A 15,547-nucleotide genomic window follows, 5' to 3' on the forward strand; every position below is an offset into this window, starting at 1 on the left:
CATCGGATGCATAGGCTTTTGCCTTTACCCCATAACTTTCGATTTCTTTAACCGTCTTTTCAGCCTCTTCATCCACCTTCAAATCAGAGATGGCCACATCAGCGCCATGTTTGGCGTAAGCGATGGCTATGGCTTTACCAATCCCGCGTGATGCACCGGTTACGAGTGCCTTTTTATTTTCTAACAATTTCATTTTCGGATAATTAATTATGTGATGTTTAAATGACCTTTCAATCTCAGTGAAGATTAAGTTCGGAGAATATAGCCCCATCCTGCATCAGATCAACCGCAACCTTCAGCTCGGTATCCAGCACATTAATCATCTGGAAATAAGCATTTACATCCCATAGATTACGTGCAATCATAGCCTTTATCTGAACTTTGAGGTCGGCAACCGGATAGTAGTACTTATCGTCAGCTTTGCGCACAACTTCCTTTTCGAGGGCTAAAGCCAGGAAATCATCAAATATCTGATCCGTGACTTCAAAGTTATCTTTAAAACTATTAAAGTCCGGATAATCGTTGAGTAGCTTTTTCCGGTTTTTATCGAGGTAATTCAACGTATAGGTATTAAAGATGCCTTTACGCACCAGGTCGGAGTAATAATCGGAAAAACGGGTGGAATCGAGCGGGACAAATACATCGGGCATGATACCACCGCCCCCGTGAACCACGCGGCCATTCGGTGTAAAATATTTGAGTGAATCAGGAAATTCGATGGTTTTGGCATCCACCAGTTCACCATTATCCAGCCTGTTTTTCAGGTCATTGTAATACTCTTCCACCCCTTCTTCATAAGGTTTTTGAATGCTGCGCCCGGTAGGTGTAAAGTAGCGTGCTGTGGTTAGCCGGATCATTGAGCCGTCGGGGAGGTTAAAAGGACGTTGCACCAATCCTTTACCAAAAGAGCGACGGCCAACGACCAAACCCCTGTCCCAATCCTGCACGGCGCCCGAGACGATCTCGCTTGCCGATGCAGAACCTTCGTTGATCAGCACAATCAGCTTCCCGTTCATCAGGTCCCCATTGGATGTGGATAAAAATTCCTGCTTTGGCGAACGCAAACCCTCTGTGTAAACTATCAGTTTTTGGTCAGGCAGAAACTGGTCGCTCAGATCAACGGCCACATTGAGAAATCCGCCGGAATTGCCTCTAAGATCAAGAATAAGGTCTTTCATCCCCTGTTCCCGAAGTTGAGCAACTGACTCATGAAATTCGGTAATCGAAGATTTGGCAAAACGGGTCAGTTTGATGTAGCCGATCTCCGGTGCAACCATATATGTAGCGTCAATGCTGTTGAGTGGAATTTTATCCCTTACTATCGAAAATTCAAGCAAATCCTTACGGTCGGAGCGCAGAATGGAAACATCCACTGTTGTCCCCTTTTTACCTCTCAGGCGATCCATCACATATTCATTGTTCACTTTTGAACCGAAAGCATCTTCTCCGTTGATTTTTAAGATTTTATCCCCCGCAAGGATACCGAGTTTATCGGAAGGACCGCCAGGAACCGGAGCTACTACGAGGATGGTGTCGTTGAACATCTGGAAGGTAACGCCAATCCCTTCAAACTCGGCTTCAAGCGGCTCATTCACCCTGCGCACGTCATCACTCGAGATGTAAGCGGAATGAGGATCAAGTTCCTTAAGCATGGCAATAATGGCCTTTTCGACCAAATCCGGAGCGTCAATGCTGTCAACATAGGCAAACTCAATGATCTGGAGCGTAGTCGAAAATTTCTGGATGGTTTCACGGGCATCATTGTTCTGAGCATTAATTCCCGAAAAAGAAATCAAAGTGAAGACTATGGCGGCTGCGCAGGCTAATTTAGCCTTTGAAAATGCGAACAATGAATTTTTCATTTTGATGGTTTTTTCAGTAAATATCAGTTTAATAAACGTCCAAACGAAGGTGAAAAGAAATTATTTTCACCTTACCGGACAATACCTGTTTAATCGACTTACAGAGTTTTACAATAACAACCCCGTGAAATATTTGTTTCTTTGTACATCACTTTTGAAGAATGACCGGCATCATGAAAAATATAGAAAAGATTAAAATGCTCAACAGCTTCTTTTACCCGGCATTGTTTGTCGGGCTGATGTGGCTGGTGAAGATTGCGGAGTTGATTTCAGGAAGCAGTTTTTCACATCTGGGTATTTTCCCTATGAAACTATCGGGACTTGTTGGGATTATCACTGCTCCATTTATTCATGCCGACCTGGCGCATATCACCGCCAACAGTATCCCTTTCCTGGTACTTGGAACCTTGTTGTTTTACGTTTACCGCCCAATTGCCTGGAAGGTTTTTATCCTGACTTATGTAATCACCGGTTTTTGGGTTTGGGTGCTGGGTCGCGAATCATACCATATCGGTGCAAGCGGGGTGGTTTACGGCTTGGCTTCATTCCTTTTTTTCAGCGGGATTTTTCGTAAAGACGGCCGGTTACTGGCCATCACGTTTTTAGTTGCATTCCTTTACGGAAGTATGATCTGGGGGTTGTTTCCTGAACTTTTTCCAAAAAAAAATATCTCCTGGGAGTCGCACCTGATGGGCATGATGGCTGGGATTATCCTCGCAATATTTTTTAAAAAAGAAGGTGGACCAATACCCAGACGCTATAGCTGGGAGTTGGAAGAAGAAAGCGAAACAGACGAAAACGATCCCAACGCTTACTGGAACGTAAAACCGGGAGAAAAGAAAAAAACTGATCCACCACAATCACCCAACCATCCTGAGATCAATTATATTTACAAAGAATCCAAAACAAACGAAAATAGTAATGATCAATCACCAAAATCTTAATTTGATATGAAAGAGGTTTACATTATTTCGGCAGTGCGCACCCCTCTGGGCAGCTTTGGCGGGTCGCTGTCGTCACTTACAGCCACTCAACTTGGGGCTGAAGTCATCAGGGGTGCTATCAAGAAGGCAGGGATCAGCCCCGAAATGGTCGATGAAGTGCTGATGGGGAATGTCCTTTCGGCTAACCTTGGCCAGGCGCCTGCCCGTCAGGCTGCGCTATTTGCCGGTTTGCCCGATAGCGTTCCCTGCACAACCGTTAACAAGGTTTGCTCGTCAGGATTAAAAGCTGTGATGATGGCTGCACAGTCCATCATGCTGGGCGACAATGATGTTGTGGTTGCAGGAGGGATGGAAAGCATGTCCAATGTCCCACATTATATCACCAGCGTGCGCAAAGGGATGAAACTCGGCCACGGTCAACTGGTCGACGGTATGATCAAAGACGGACTTTGGGATGTTTACAACGATTACCACATGGGCAATGCCGCCGACAACACTGCCAAAGTCAAAGGAATATCACGAGAAGCGCAGGATGAATTAGCTATCGGGTCGTATCAACGCGCAGCCAGAGCTGTTGAAGAAGGAAAATTTGTTCCTGAGATCGTTGCGGTAGAAATCAAATCAAAAAAAGGCTCCACATTCGTTGATCAGGATGAGGAGTATAAAAATGTTAATTTTGAAAAAATTCCGGAGCTGAAGCCGGTCTTTAGCAAGGAGGGAACAGTAACTGCCGCCAACGCTTCAACCATAAACGACGGAGCTGCTGCATTGGTTTTGATGAGCAAGGAAAAAGCCAATGAATTGAAGCTGAAACCGCTTGCAAGGATCATGGGTTACGCTGATGCAGCGCAAGCGCCGGAGTGGTTCACTACAGCCCCTTCGCTGGCCATTCCAAAAGCCATAAAAAAAGCCGGCCTGAAGATCGATGATATTGACTTTTTCGAGATCAACGAAGCATTTGCCGTCGTTTCGCTTGCCGCAATGCAAGATCTCAAACTCGATCGCAGTAAAGTAAATATCCGGGGAAGCGGCGTTTCGTTAGGTCATCCGCTTGGAGCCAGCGGCGCCAGAATCCTGGTTACGCTTGTTCATATTCTGAACCAAAACAATGCCCGTTATGGCGTTGCCGGCCTTTGTAACGGGGGCGGAGGCGCATCAGCGGTAGTCATCGAAAACCTGGTAAAACAACCCTGACCATAATGTCCAGGATGTAACCTTCTCAAAAATCACCGGGTAAGTGTTGATAACTTTTTTCAATTATTAATTTATTGTTTTTCAATTTTTTATAAAATTTTCCCCGATTTTAAAATGTTAAAAAATGTATGGTTTTGTCCGGTGGTATAGTTTTTTTGGTTTAGATTTGCCGGTTCAGTACGATCAATACTTGACAAACTTTTCGTTACTAACTAAACTGATTTTTATATGAAAAATAACAGGAACGATGTTATGATCAACTGCCCCATCCATGAAAAAACCCGCGACTTGCTTGTGGCAAGTAAAAGAAAAATAAACCAAACCAACCGACCAGTCGAAAGATCAATTTACGCAGAAGATGTGGAAGAGTATGCCAATGTGTTGCTTAATTGCGATCAGCATGATGAGCAAAAGGAAGATTGCAGGAACTGCCATCTCTATGCAAAATTGCAGAAAAAATACGTGGAAGTTTATACCGGGGTAAAGGTGATGGCTTAGGCGTTCAACTCTCTCATTTCTGAATCCTTATCCTTGCATCCACAGCCACCACCTGGTCGGCCTTACCTAAAAGGGGATTCAGGTCAAGTTCCATAATTTCGGGCGCCGCCGTCAACAGCGCGGAGAGTCGCTGAATGATCTCAGCAAACCGGGCTTCGCTGATGCCTGCTTGTCCACGCACACCCTGAATAATTTTGTAGCTTTTGAGGCTTTTGATCATTCGCGAAGATTCATCGGCTGAGATCGGCACAAGCCCGGTGCTCACATCCTTCAGCACTTCGATAAAGATCCCCCCCATACCACAAAGTACCAGGTGCCCAAACTTTGGCTCAAACTTAGCACCGGCAAAAAGTTCGGTTCCTGAAAGCATTGGCTGGATCAGCACGGCGGTAGTTTCAGAAATTTTCATCATTCTCAGAAATTCCTTTTCGACCTGCTCAGGCGATTTTACATTTAACACCACACCACCCACGTCCGATTTATGCACCGGGCCAACCACCTTCATTACCACGGGATAGGACAGTTTTTCTGCACTCCTGATGGCATCGTCCAACGATTTAACAACAGCCTCCCCGGCACGCGGAATGCCTGCTGCATCAAGCAACGCCTGAACATGGATGGGAGATAGGTACCCATCGCCACATTCATTGATTACTTTCCTGACAGCAGCCAGGTCAACTTCAGGTTGTTCGATGAATGCTGCCGCCGGCTCGGAATTTTTGGCAACCCGGCAAAGAGCATTTCCAAGGACGACCTCATCCGGAAAGTTGATCCTACCTTTCGAGAGAAACTCACTGACTTCTTCTTTTGCTGTGAGGATTGACGGCAAAACTGGGAAAATTGGTTTACGGCAGGTTTTCATCTTTTCGTCCAGCATCCGGTAAGCATCAAACACCCTGGTTAAACCTGGAGTACCAAAAATAACCACCATTGCGTCAATTTCATCAAATTGATTCTCGACATAATCAATGATGATACCCAATTGCTCAGCAGTACCTGTTGCGAGGAAGTCGATCGGATTGGTAACTGATGATCCAGGGAAGAGTTTCTCCAGCAACTCCTTTGCAGCCGGGTGATGAATGTGAGGTACCTTCAACCCACCGTTGGATAGTGCGTCGGTGAGCATTACTGCAGGACCTCCGGCGTGAGTAATGATGGCAATGTTTGATCCTTGAAGTGGTTTGTGCATGAATACGGAGGCAATGGCAATCAGGTCTTCGCGACCATGACAACGCAGGATACCGGCCTTTTTGAACAGGGCATCCACAGCCACATCCGAGCTGGCCAGTGCCCCGGTATGAGAAGAAGCAGCCCGGCTGCCGGCTTCAGATGAACCGGCCTTGATGGCGGCGATACGGCAACCTTTCCTGATCAGCGAAGAAGCATGTTTCAGCAGTTTTTGCGGCTTGTTGATGTTTTCGATATAAAGAAGTTTCACCTTTGGACTGATCGCAGGATCAAAAGATTCGTCCATGTATTCAAGGATTTCCTCAACACCCATCTGAGCGCTGTTCCCAACAGAAAACACACTGTTAAAAGTCAGTCCTTTGGGGATTGCCGACTCCATAATAAAAACTGCAGTTGCACCTGATCCCGAAATGAAATCAATGCCTTGCGGATTGGGACTCGGAATGGGCTGTGTAAAAACACTGGCATGATTAGGTGTTAACACGCCAATGCAGTTTGGCCCAATCAATGAGCCATTCACGGAGTTGATCACTTCCACGATCTTCTGTTCGAGCATTTTACCCGGCTCACTTTCTTCACCAAAACCGGCAGAGAGGATGATAAACGCTTTTGTACCTTTACGATAAGCAAGTTCTTCAACTGCCGGAAAGGTATATTTTGCGGCAATGGCAATAATGGCCAGGTCAGTTTGCGGCAAATCAGTAATGTCCTGAAAAGACCGGATGCCCTGTACTTCAGTTTCTTTGGGGTTAACCACATGGAGTTTACCATTAAATCCATGGTCGATGAGATTTTTCAGGATTTTACCACCCGGTTTGGTAATATCATTGGAACCACCAACAACCACAATACTTGCAGGATTGATCAATTCTTTTGTCACCATAAATCGAAAAAATAAAGGTTGAATGAGCGGCGAAAGTACTATTTTTCCCCTGTAAATTTTTTACCGGGTCTGAGCCGGAAGAAAAATTACATGTAAATTTGGCTTCCATTTTCAATCAAATGAAGGCATCAACATCAAAATTCAATGAAAGTGAAGGATCAGTGCTCCTGTTGCTGGTCTTTATGTTGAGTTTTCATTTTCTTTTAGCTCAGCATCAATCCGGTTCATCAGCGCAAAAAACCAATTACCGGCTCATGTTTTACAACCTGGAAAACCTTTTCGACACCGAAAATGACCCTTCGACCAACGACGACGAGTTTACCCCCGGTGGTTCGCGGAGGTGGACCAATAAAAAGCTATACGCCAAATTGAATAACACCTACAAGGTGATCATGGCCGCAGGGGGATGGGAACCCCCTTCAATAGTCGGAATGTGCGAGGTGGAGAACCTGTTTGTATTGCAAAAACTGATTTACGAAACCCCGCTTAAAAAATTCGATTATGATATCATTCACTATGATTCACCAGATAACAGAGGTATAGACGTTGCCCTGATTTACCGCAAAACCAATTTTACACCCCTTCATTCGGAGCCGGTAAGGATAACCTTCCCCGATGATCCAGATTCAAAAACACGCGATATTCTTTATGTTAAAGGATTGATCGGGGACATTGAAATGGTGCACATTTTTATCAATCACTGGCCATCAAGATATGGCGGTTACATGGAGACCAAGCCGAAGAGAAACCGAGCTGCAGAAATACTGAAGAAGAAGACCGACTCCCTGTTTGCCATTCATCCGGCAGTTTCGATCGTAATTATGGGCGATTTTAATGATGGCCCGGAAGATCAAAGCATTGCCGACATATTACATGCCCGGAAGCCAGTTGCCGATACCCAAACAGAAGCACTTACCAATCTTATGTTGGTGGAGCGAACCGGATGGAAATATGGAACCCTGAAATTTCGGGAGTTATGGGATACTTTCGACCAGGTGATCGTTTCGGGAGGACTGCTTGGAGGGGCATCAAACCTGAGTATTGACCCGGAAAAGGAAGTAATCTTTCATGCCGACTTCCTGCTTCAGCCCGATGACAGGTATATGGGTAAACAACTCTTCAGGACCTATTCAGGTTTTAAATACCTGGGGGGGTTCAGTGATCACTTGCCTGTTTACGTTGATCTGCATCTGAAAGTAGAATAATGGGTCAAAGAAGATAAAAACGAGTTTTATCTGATCAAATATTAATTATTTAACGAATAAACAATTACTTATGAAAAAGAACAAACGACTTATGATCGCCACTCTTTCCGGGCTTTTGTTTGGATTTATCTGTTTTGGTTTTGCCTCCGGTGGTCCGGAACCATTGCCAATGCCGGTGGCTGTGCAAATCATTATCAGCCGGACATTGATTGGTTTTGCACTTGGAATTACAAGTCTGACTTTTGGCCATTGGGTGATCAGGGGTTTGCTTTTTGGCCTGTTGTTCAGCCTTCCGCTTGCATTCAGCGGGCTGATGTCGCCCGCTTCACCAGAATTCACACCTTTGATGATGTTCTATTCCTCAGTGATCATGGGAATGATCTATGGCCTGCTCATCGAATTGATCACTACGAAGCTTTTTAAGGCTAATGTTTAGTGTTGGCGAGAAAATACTTCAAGTTTGATTTTCAACGATTTAATCACCCTTCCCAGGGAGATCCTCAAAGGGAGTCCTTCGGGAAGGATTGGATAATCACTGATTATTATCAATGGGCGCTTGATGGGTGCGACTTATTAGTGGATAATTTTTCCAAGGGAAGTTTCCTGATTTTCACCGGATTTTTATCGATGTTTAAAAAATTAAGTATTTTTAACAGCTTAATTTATGACCGGTTTCGGGTGAATTTATTGAACATAACATGTCAACAAAAACCAAAACTCCACGAGTAGAAAACAGTCAGGAAAATTACCATCCATCATTCTACAAATCCCAGGCAAACCCTATTCCCTCAAATGAGTATGAATGCCTGCCAGTACCATACCTGTTGATTTCCAAATCCGGGGACATCCATTACCAAAACCTTGAAGCCACCCGGATCTTTGGGCTCAACACCAATGCTCAGCCTGAATTTTCGATTTTCGATTTAATCCCTCCTGATTTCCAAACCGAATTTATAGCGCTCCTTGAGGCAGCCAAAACGGCTTCATTCAGTCAAAGCAGTGAAATGACCTTTGTGGCCTTTAACGGAAAAACCATTCAGACCAAAATACATATCAATGTCCATTCGGATGGGCAAACCCGGGAAGACGTCTTCAGGCTGGTGATCACGGATATTGCTGACCTGATGCAAATGTTCGATCAGCAACTTCTCGAAAGTGAATCGAAGTACCGCGACCTGGCCGAAAACATTAATGAGGGGATATATCTGGCAGAGAGGGGTTTTATTACGATGGTAAATACACCACTGCTCAACATCTTTGGAGAGACCAGGGAAGAGGTCATTGGGAAGAAAGTATGGCAATTTGTAGTTCCCGAAAAGCGTGCAGCCGTCAGGGATTTGTTTTTGAAAAAAGTCGAGATGATGGATACTACACCGGTTGAGGTGGAGTGCCTGAGAAAAAACAAAGAGCGTTTTTGGGCAGAGATCAAAGTCAGCATCTTCAAAGATCAGCATAAGGTGTTTGGGGTATTATCAAATATCACCGACCGGAAAAAAGTGGAATTAGCCCTTAAAGACAGCGAGCAAAAATACCGTTCAGTGGTTACAGCAATGAATGATGGGATCATACTTCGCGACACTAATGGACGTGTAATAGCCTGGAACAGTGCGGCGGAGAAAATCCTTAATCTCAACCCGGACGAAATTAAAAGTTTGCTTTCCATTCACCCGGAATGGAAGGCCATCAGAGAAGACGGCTCTGCCTTCCCCGCCGAACTGCACCCTGCCGTGATTACCCTGAAAACCGGCAAACCTGAGCAAAATGTAGTGATGGGCATTCACAATTCAAAAGGTCAGCTCAAGTGGATAACCATCAATTCTGAACCGATATTTGGAGAAGAAGCAACCCTCCCTTCTGCGGTTGTCACTTCGTTCTCGGATATTACCGGGTTGAAAAAATCGGAAAATAAACTGCGCGAACTCAACGCCATCAAGGACAAACTTTTCAGCATTATAGCCCATGACCTGAAAAGCCCGTACAATGCGCAAATGGGCTTCCTTGAGCTGCTGATGGAGGAAAACCTTAACTACACCATCGACCAGCGCAAACACTTTGTCAGGATGCTCTACGAAAGTGCCAGACAATCGTTCGCGTTGCTCGATAATCTGCTCGTGTGGTCGCGTACACAAACGGGTCGTATTCCATTTAATCCGGTGGAAATAAGTATTGATGAACTGATCAAAAGTACAATGAACTTTTACCAGTTGGCGGCATCTGTTAAGCAAATTAGCCTTAAAACAGCACACAATGGCGGACATCTGAAAGTAAAAGCCGATTACGAGATGGTGAACACTGTACTGCGAAACCTGATTTCCAACGCAATTAAATTTACACCCACCGGAGGAAAAGTAACGGTTTCATGCAAATCCATTGACAACGGGCAACTGAAGATCGCCATACAAGACACGGGTACGGGAATTTCAGAACATCTGATCGGCCGCTTGTTTACATCCCACGAAATTCATTCAACACCTGGCACCGAAAACGAAAAAGGAACCGGTTTGGGGCTGATCATCTGCAAAGAGTTTGTTGAACGAAATGGGGGTGAAATTTGGGCTGAAAGCAAGCCAGGAAAGGGTTCTTCATTTTATTTTACCCTAAAGAATGCAGCCATCCAGCAAAAATGTGCCGGTACCTGTATGACCAACATCCTCGCAGTGTATGAACATATTTCTTCTTTCGATGATTTGCGCCAGGAGTTTGAACAGACGATTGCAGCCAGCTTCAGGGGAGCATTCAAATCGCTTGACAAAATCAGCGTGCGTGAGTTTGCAGAGCAGCTGACTCAAATTGTTGAAAAGTATAAGCTGGAAGAACTTAATGAATTCATCAGCAATTTTAGCTACGAATGTATCGAAAGAGATATAAACCAGGTAAACATCTGCTTCAGTGAATTTGAAAAGCTGATTGATAAAATTGAGATGGCTCAGCAAATGAGACAAAAATAACCTTGCCGTGAGGCATCAGCTTTTTGTTTTTGTCCACAGATGTAAAAAGAAAATAAATCCTTCCCCTTTCACAGAGCTCTTACCAGCGCACCTTTTTCCCTGACATCATAATAATCGATCTGATGCTCATCGCAGTAGCTGCGCCATTCCCTTACTTTCCATGGTGAGTTTGACGAATCAAACACCAGTTGATCAAAATCAAACATTTTCAAAATCTGGGGGATCTTTTTATCTGTGTTCTCACGCAGCACCACAATGTCGGTTCTGAGCGGTGTTTCCGGCATGAAATCCGGCAACCCATTATCTACAACAGCAATCCTTGTATCGCCGGCAAGAAAAAGATTCGGGTAGAAATATTTTACCGTCAGGTTGCTCAGATTCATGCTTTCAAGGGTTAGGGTATTAAACGCAAGTTGTTCTTTGAATTGTGCTCCGGAAAATATCCGGTTGGCCTCCAGGTTGAAATCGATGGTACGGGTATCCTTGAAAAGCGCTGTGTCCGCAATTCCAATCAGTTGATTACCGATAAAAAAATCGATGGCAGAATGGCCATTCACACTGTAGATGACCAACTTTTGCTGATTTAACGTTTGGAATTTTTGAAAAACAAAACTTACGGTCAGCAAAAGACCAAGAGACAGGGCGGCAACAGCATAATTGGCCTGCTTTTTAATCAGGAACCTGGTGATCAAAATCGCAAGCAGATACACTGCAATCACCTGAGGAAAATTAAGCATCAACCCATCAATTTTAGCTGCAGGAAGTCTGTTGATCAGTTCAACAAAATAATTCAGCAGGTAAACTTGGTAAAAAAGCAGTTTTGCCAGAATGGTTGATAGAAAATTCCAGAAAACAGCCACGAACAGTGTAGCCACTCCGGTATAAACAATCAGCCATACCAGGGGGATTACAATGATATTGGAGAATAAAAAGTAGAGCGGAAACTGGTTGAAGTAATAAATGGAGAGTGGGAAAGTACCGATCTGGGCGGCCACCGAAACCACCGAAAGCTGCCAGACATAATCAGCAACAGGATTTTTGAAAGCAAGTAATCGGTAAAGTGGAGTGTTTAAAGCGATGATGCCCAGGACTGCCGAATAGGAAAGCTGAAATCCGATTTTGGTGATCAGGTATGGATCGATGGCAAGAAGGATAAATGCTGAGGCAGCCACCACGTTGTAGGAGTTGGATTTTTCCTTTGCCAGTTCGCGCCATGAGAAAAGGCTAAACATCAAAGCTGCCCGCATTACCGAAGGCGCCAAACCGGTAATGAAAGCATAAGCCCAGATACTCAAAAGCAGGACAACGAACTTGATAACCCTTTCGGGTTTGGTCTTGTGAAAACGCCTGAAAAGAAATCCTACAATAATAAAAACGATTCCGACGTGCAACCCTGACACACACAGGACATGCAGGGCGCCGGCCCCTGCATACAGATCACGCAGTTCCGGTTCCAGCCGGTCATCATAACCTAACAAAATGGCTGACACCACGGCGTATTCATCTCCGGCGAGCCCCTGCTTTTCGAGTAAATGAAGCATCCGGTCGCGGGCGCCATAGGAAAATTCAAAAACAGGATTTACCATACCGCTGTCAATCCTGTACCATTTGCCACTGCGAAGATAGGCCTGGTGATGGATTCCACTGTTGGCCAGGTATTTTTTATAATCAAACTGGTGGGGGTTTCCGGGAGGCTGAGTTTCAATCATCCCGGCCTGAACGATCAACAGGTCGCCATAACGGAGGCCAAGTGCAGCACTGTCTTTTTCAAGATAAAACAGCGCCTTGCCGATGGTTCGTTTGCTCACCACCGAATCGATCACATAACGAACCTTGCCAAACACCCTCACACTTTTTGCTCTTTCGACAGGGGGTTCATTGATTTTGATCACTAAAACCTGTTCTCCATCCAGAAAATTGCTGAAATGCCGTTCGCTGTGTATCTCAGTCTGAACCACAGTAATTGAATAACCGGCCGAAAATGTGAACAGATAAATGAAAATTCCTGCCATCCAGCGCCTGGTGTAAGCAACAAAAATGCTGGTCAACAAAGCCATTGAAAAGAGAACAATACAAATGGTGATCAAATGCCATGATTGAACAAATGATGGTTTTGGTAAATTAATGGCAAGAATGATCCCTGCTGCAAAGGGGATGATCAGCCTGAAAAAGGGATATTGGTTCCAGAATCTCATGCCATTTTACCGGTTCAAATTTCAGTTGGTAAAAATAAGCAAGAGAATTGAAAGGAAATAAAATGTTGAAAATTTATCCGCGTGTAAAGACCCAGGTGTTACCTTTTGAAAGATTTTCGTTGAAATAGTAACCCTCTTCATCGAACAATTTGAGTTGTTCAACTTCCTCCACTTTTTTTTGAATAATAAAGCGAGCCATCATCCCGCGTGCTTTTTTTCCAAAAACAGTGATGAACTTATAACTACCGTTTGAAAAGTCTTTAAATTGAGGAGTAATAATTTCCGCATTGAGCTTTTCTGTGCGAATCACATCAAAATACTCATCCGAAGCCAGGTTGATCACATATTTCTGCCCGGTGTTTTTCAAGGTTTCGTTGATAAAACCGGTGATCTGATCTCCCCAGAAAGCATACAAGTCGTTCTTTCGTCCAATTTTAAGTTTAGTACCCATCTCCAGGCGATAGGGCTGTATCAGATCGAGCGGGCGCAGGGCGCCGTATAGTCCGGATAAAATAAGCAGATGGTTCTGTGCATAATCCAGTTCATCCGGAGTAAGGGTTCCGGCTTTTAATCCATTGTAAACCTCGCCGTTAAAAACCAGGAGTGCCTGCCTGGCATTGTCAGGCGTGAACGGCAGACTCCAGTCGAGGTAACGCTGCACGTTCAATTCGGCCAGTTTCGGATTGATGCTCATCAATTTCTGAAGGATGGAGGGAGAAAAACGTTTTAAAACGATGACCAACTCAGCAGATTTTTCAGCGAACACCGGCTGGGTGTATGATTGCGTTTGCGGTTTAATGTTAAAATTCAGCGTCTTTGCCGGAGATAAAAGAATGAGCATGGATGATTGATTTTATGTTTTTCAATACGTTAATTACCGATTTTTTCTTCAGCATAAAACACATTCATCAGTCAAATGGTGAGAGGGGGCTGATGCCATAGGGACTGCGCCCGGGGTATCCGAAGCTTCCGGGAAAAAGGGGATTGTATGGGTTACGACCTTTGCTGTAGCCTACTTCGGCGCCAAATTGAAAGTTTTCGCTGACGCGGTAATTAAATCCCACTGAAACCCCCTCGCTGTTCAGGTCAAGCGCGCGAGGGTTGATCTGTGGCTGGTCGAACACCGAAACTTCCTTAAAAACCTTTGTGGAAATCATGAGCCGTGGATTAACAAGGTATTCGCTTTCGGCATAGATCAACGTCTGGGTTATGTTACTGTCGAAAGTCCTTGTGTATTCAGGATAGTGAGGAAGGTAAGGGTTGTAGAAATTAATGAAGTTTGAGTTTTGGATGCGGGCGCTCACGTTGAGCCTCCATTTGTCGGACAATCGATAGCTGACATGTGGTGAAACATAAACGCCAAACATTTGCCCGCCGCCGGAACTGAGCCCGAAAGTACTGCCCACTTCCATACGAAAACTTACCGGTTTCTCCGGGTTGTAAGGCAAAAGTCCGGGCTTGAGGCGCCTCAGGTAGACAGAGTCGTTACCTGCAGCTGGCGGAAAGGTGTCGGCAACCATTACTTCCTGCCCTACCAGACTGCCCGTCATGAATACAAGAAATAGGATAATAATTTGCTTCATAGTTGAGATGAATAACAAGCACAAAAATAAAATATTGTTCAGTAACGGCCGGAGATTTTGAAATTTTTGTAACCACACCCGATACACTGCGTCAAACCCGTGAACACAAAATTTGAATTTTTAATTATTCACCTAAAAAACTAAAACAATGGTTGAAATACTGGTTCCTCTGGGATTCTTTGGAATGATCGTCGCGATCGTTTACATCCAGGCACGCAAAAAAGTACAACTCACGCTGATTCAGCATAAAATGGATGCTGCCATGCTAAAAACCGATAAAGACGCCAATGGTGCGCTCAAATTTGGGCTGATAATGGTTGGGATATCTGTCGGGATTCTTCTTGGAAATATTCTTACCAGCGTTTATAACATGCAGGACGAAGTGGCCTATTTTTCGATGGTACTGATTTTCGGCGGGATAAGCTTGCTGGTTTATTACTTCATGATGAAAAAGGAAATCGCCAATGATAAAGCGACAACCGATTCTGATTTGCAAACAACCAAAGATCAGGAGTAAAAATTGCTCTAAGAAACGATTACGGGGATGTCAGCAGGCATCCCCGTTTTTTTTGACAAAACTTACATTACGCATTAATCCGGCATATTTAGTGCGATTTACGGCGGATTTGCGAAAAATTGCGTTGAACGCCTCCTGTGATAACACCTCCCAATCTGACTTTTTCATTTTTATCAAATCTGGGTTGGGAATGAAGCGGGGTTCAGTGTGCCTGATTGAAAACTTTGTCCATGGACAAACATCCTGGCAAATATCACAGCCAAAAATCCGGTCATTAAATTTACCTTTGAATTCATTGGGAATTTCATTTCTCAATTCGATGGTCAGGTAAGAAATGCACTTCCGGGCATCCACTACTTTTGGGGCAACAATAGCCCGGGTGGGGCAGGCATCCATGCAGCGCCGGCAGTCACCGCAGAAATCGTTGTTGCGGGGCTGGTCGTAATCCAGTTCCAGGTCGGTGATGATTTCGGAGATAAAAAAGAAGGACCCCTGCTTTGGGACAATCAGGTTTGCATTTTTGCCCACCC

Annotated in this window: 14 protein-coding genes; 7 read left to right on the top strand and 7 right to left on the bottom strand. The window is 44.6% G+C overall.

Annotated elements, in window-relative coordinates; genetic code table 11:
- Together IH598_17775 and IH598_17780 are read right to left on the bottom strand one after the other, a co-directional pair.
- Nucleotides 1–193 (bottom strand): SDR family NAD(P)-dependent oxidoreductase (locus IH598_17775; GenBank protein ID MBE0640365.1); only part of this gene is annotated, 193 nt, incomplete at its 3' end.
- 43 nt (nt 194–236) lie between these two features.
- Nucleotides 237–1,862 carry a S41 family peptidase gene (locus tag IH598_17780; GenBank protein ID MBE0640366.1) on the bottom strand — a complete coding sequence of 542 codons (1,626 nt, stop codon included), beginning with the start codon at nt 1,860–1,862 and terminating at the stop codon, nt 237–239.
- 173 nt (nt 1,863–2,035) lie between these two features.
- Between IH598_17780 and IH598_17785 the strand changes: the two genes are divergently transcribed.
- From IH598_17785 to IH598_17795, 3 genes are all read left to right on the top strand, one after another.
- The gene (locus IH598_17785; GenBank protein ID MBE0640367.1) at nt 2,036–2,806 is read left to right on the top strand and encodes a rhomboid family intramembrane serine protease; all 771 of its coding nucleotides are present in this window, start codon (nt 2,036–2,038) and stop codon (nt 2,804–2,806) included.
- Nucleotides 2,807–2,812: 6 nt separating this feature from the next.
- Complete coding sequence (locus tag IH598_17790; protein ID MBE0640368.1) at nt 2,813–4,000, top strand: acetyl-CoA C-acyltransferase; 1,188 nt, start codon at nt 2,813–2,815, stop codon at nt 3,998–4,000.
- Nucleotides 4,001–4,228: 228 nt separating this feature from the next.
- Nucleotides 4,229–4,498, top strand: coding sequence for a hypothetical protein (locus IH598_17795; GenBank protein ID MBE0640369.1), 270 nt, complete (start codon nt 4,229–4,231; stop codon nt 4,496–4,498).
- 13 nt (nt 4,499–4,511) lie between these two features.
- Here the strand turns inward: IH598_17795 and IH598_17800 are convergent, their stop codons facing one another.
- Nucleotides 4,512–6,569, bottom strand: a complete 2,058-nt coding sequence (locus IH598_17800; GenBank protein MBE0640370.1) for an acetate--CoA ligase family protein — start codon at nt 6,567–6,569, stop codon at nt 4,512–4,514.
- 119 nt (nt 6,570–6,688) lie between these two features.
- Here IH598_17800 and IH598_17805 point away from each other — a divergent pair, with 119 nt between their 5' ends.
- From IH598_17805 to IH598_17815, 3 genes are all read left to right on the top strand, one after another.
- A complete protein-coding gene (locus IH598_17805) occupies nt 6,689–7,774 on the top strand; it encodes an endonuclease/exonuclease/phosphatase family protein (GenBank protein MBE0640371.1) in 1,086 nt (361 codons plus the stop codon).
- Between the two features lie 70 nt (nt 7,775–7,844).
- A complete protein-coding gene (locus tag IH598_17810) occupies nt 7,845–8,210 on the top strand; it encodes a hypothetical protein (GenBank protein MBE0640372.1) in 366 nt (121 codons plus the stop codon).
- Nucleotides 8,211–8,472: 262 nt separating this feature from the next.
- On the top strand, nt 8,473–10,722 hold the full coding sequence (locus tag IH598_17815) for a PAS domain-containing sensor histidine kinase (GenBank protein ID MBE0640373.1): 2,250 nt from the start codon (nt 8,473–8,475) through the stop codon (nt 10,720–10,722).
- 68 nt (nt 10,723–10,790) lie between these two features.
- Here the strand turns inward: IH598_17815 and IH598_17820 are convergent, their stop codons facing one another.
- The 3 genes from IH598_17820 to IH598_17830 all read right to left on the bottom strand — a co-directional run bounded on the left by IH598_17820 (nt 10,791) and on the right by IH598_17830 (nt 14,500).
- Nucleotides 10,791–12,917, bottom strand: coding sequence for a ComEC family competence protein (locus IH598_17820; protein MBE0640374.1), 2,127 nt, complete (start codon nt 12,915–12,917; stop codon nt 10,791–10,793).
- A gap of 73 nt (nt 12,918–12,990) precedes the next feature.
- Nucleotides 12,991–13,758: a peroxide stress protein YaaA gene (gene yaaA, locus IH598_17825; GenBank protein ID MBE0640375.1), complete on the bottom strand. Its 768-nt coding sequence runs from the start codon at nt 13,756–13,758 to the stop codon at nt 12,991–12,993.
- A gap of 67 nt (nt 13,759–13,825) precedes the next feature.
- Nucleotides 13,826–14,500 (bottom strand): hypothetical protein, encoded by a 675-nt coding sequence (locus IH598_17830; protein ID MBE0640376.1) that lies wholly within the window; start codon nt 14,498–14,500, stop codon nt 13,826–13,828.
- A gap of 148 nt (nt 14,501–14,648) precedes the next feature.
- On the opposite strand from IH598_17830, the gene IH598_17835 reads away from it, so the two are divergent.
- Nucleotides 14,649–15,017 carry a hypothetical protein gene (locus tag IH598_17835; GenBank protein MBE0640377.1) on the top strand — a complete coding sequence of 123 codons (369 nt, stop codon included), beginning with the start codon at nt 14,649–14,651 and terminating at the stop codon, nt 15,015–15,017.
- A gap of 30 nt (nt 15,018–15,047) precedes the next feature.
- Here the strand turns inward: IH598_17835 and IH598_17840 are convergent.
- The coding region (locus tag IH598_17840) for a 4Fe-4S dicluster domain-containing protein (protein MBE0640378.1) at nt 15,048–15,547 on the bottom strand (500 nt) is incomplete at its 5' end.

It is taken from the genome of Bacteroidales bacterium, from assembly GCA_014860585.1.
Lineage (GTDB): Bacteria > Bacteroidota > Bacteroidia > Bacteroidales > 4484-276 > RZYY01.

Bases quoted from the DNA above. Each gene is read 5' to 3' on its own strand.
- IH598_17830 (MBE0640376.1), bottom strand. From the start codon at position 14,500: ATGAAGCAAATTATTATCCTATTTCTTGTATTCATGACGGGCAGTCTG.
- IH598_17780 (MBE0640366.1), bottom strand. From the start codon at position 1,862: ATGAAAAATTCATTGTTCGCATTTTCAAAGGCTAAATTAGCCTGCGCA.
- IH598_17810 (MBE0640372.1), top strand. From the start codon at position 7,845: ATGAAAAAGAACAAACGACTTATGATCGCCACTCTTTCCGGGCTTTTG.
- IH598_17820 (MBE0640374.1), bottom strand. From the start codon at position 12,917: ATGAGATTCTGGAACCAATATCCCTTTTTCAGGCTGATCATCCCCTTT.
- yaaA (MBE0640375.1), bottom strand. From the start codon at position 13,758: ATGCTCATTCTTTTATCTCCGGCAAAGACGCTGAATTTTAACATTAAA.
- IH598_17795 (MBE0640369.1), top strand. From the start codon at position 4,229: ATGAAAAATAACAGGAACGATGTTATGATCAACTGCCCCATCCATGAA.
- IH598_17800 (MBE0640370.1), bottom strand. From the start codon at position 6,569: ATGGTGACAAAAGAATTGATCAATCCTGCAAGTATTGTGGTTGTTGGT.
- IH598_17785 (MBE0640367.1), top strand. From the start codon at position 2,036: ATGAAAAATATAGAAAAGATTAAAATGCTCAACAGCTTCTTTTACCCG.
- IH598_17790 (MBE0640368.1), top strand. From the start codon at position 2,813: ATGAAAGAGGTTTACATTATTTCGGCAGTGCGCACCCCTCTGGGCAGC.
- IH598_17805 (MBE0640371.1), top strand. From the start codon at position 6,689: ATGAAGGCATCAACATCAAAATTCAATGAAAGTGAAGGATCAGTGCTC.
- IH598_17835 (MBE0640377.1), top strand. From the start codon at position 14,649: ATGGTTGAAATACTGGTTCCTCTGGGATTCTTTGGAATGATCGTCGCG.
- IH598_17815 (MBE0640373.1), top strand. From the start codon at position 8,473: ATGTCAACAAAAACCAAAACTCCACGAGTAGAAAACAGTCAGGAAAAT.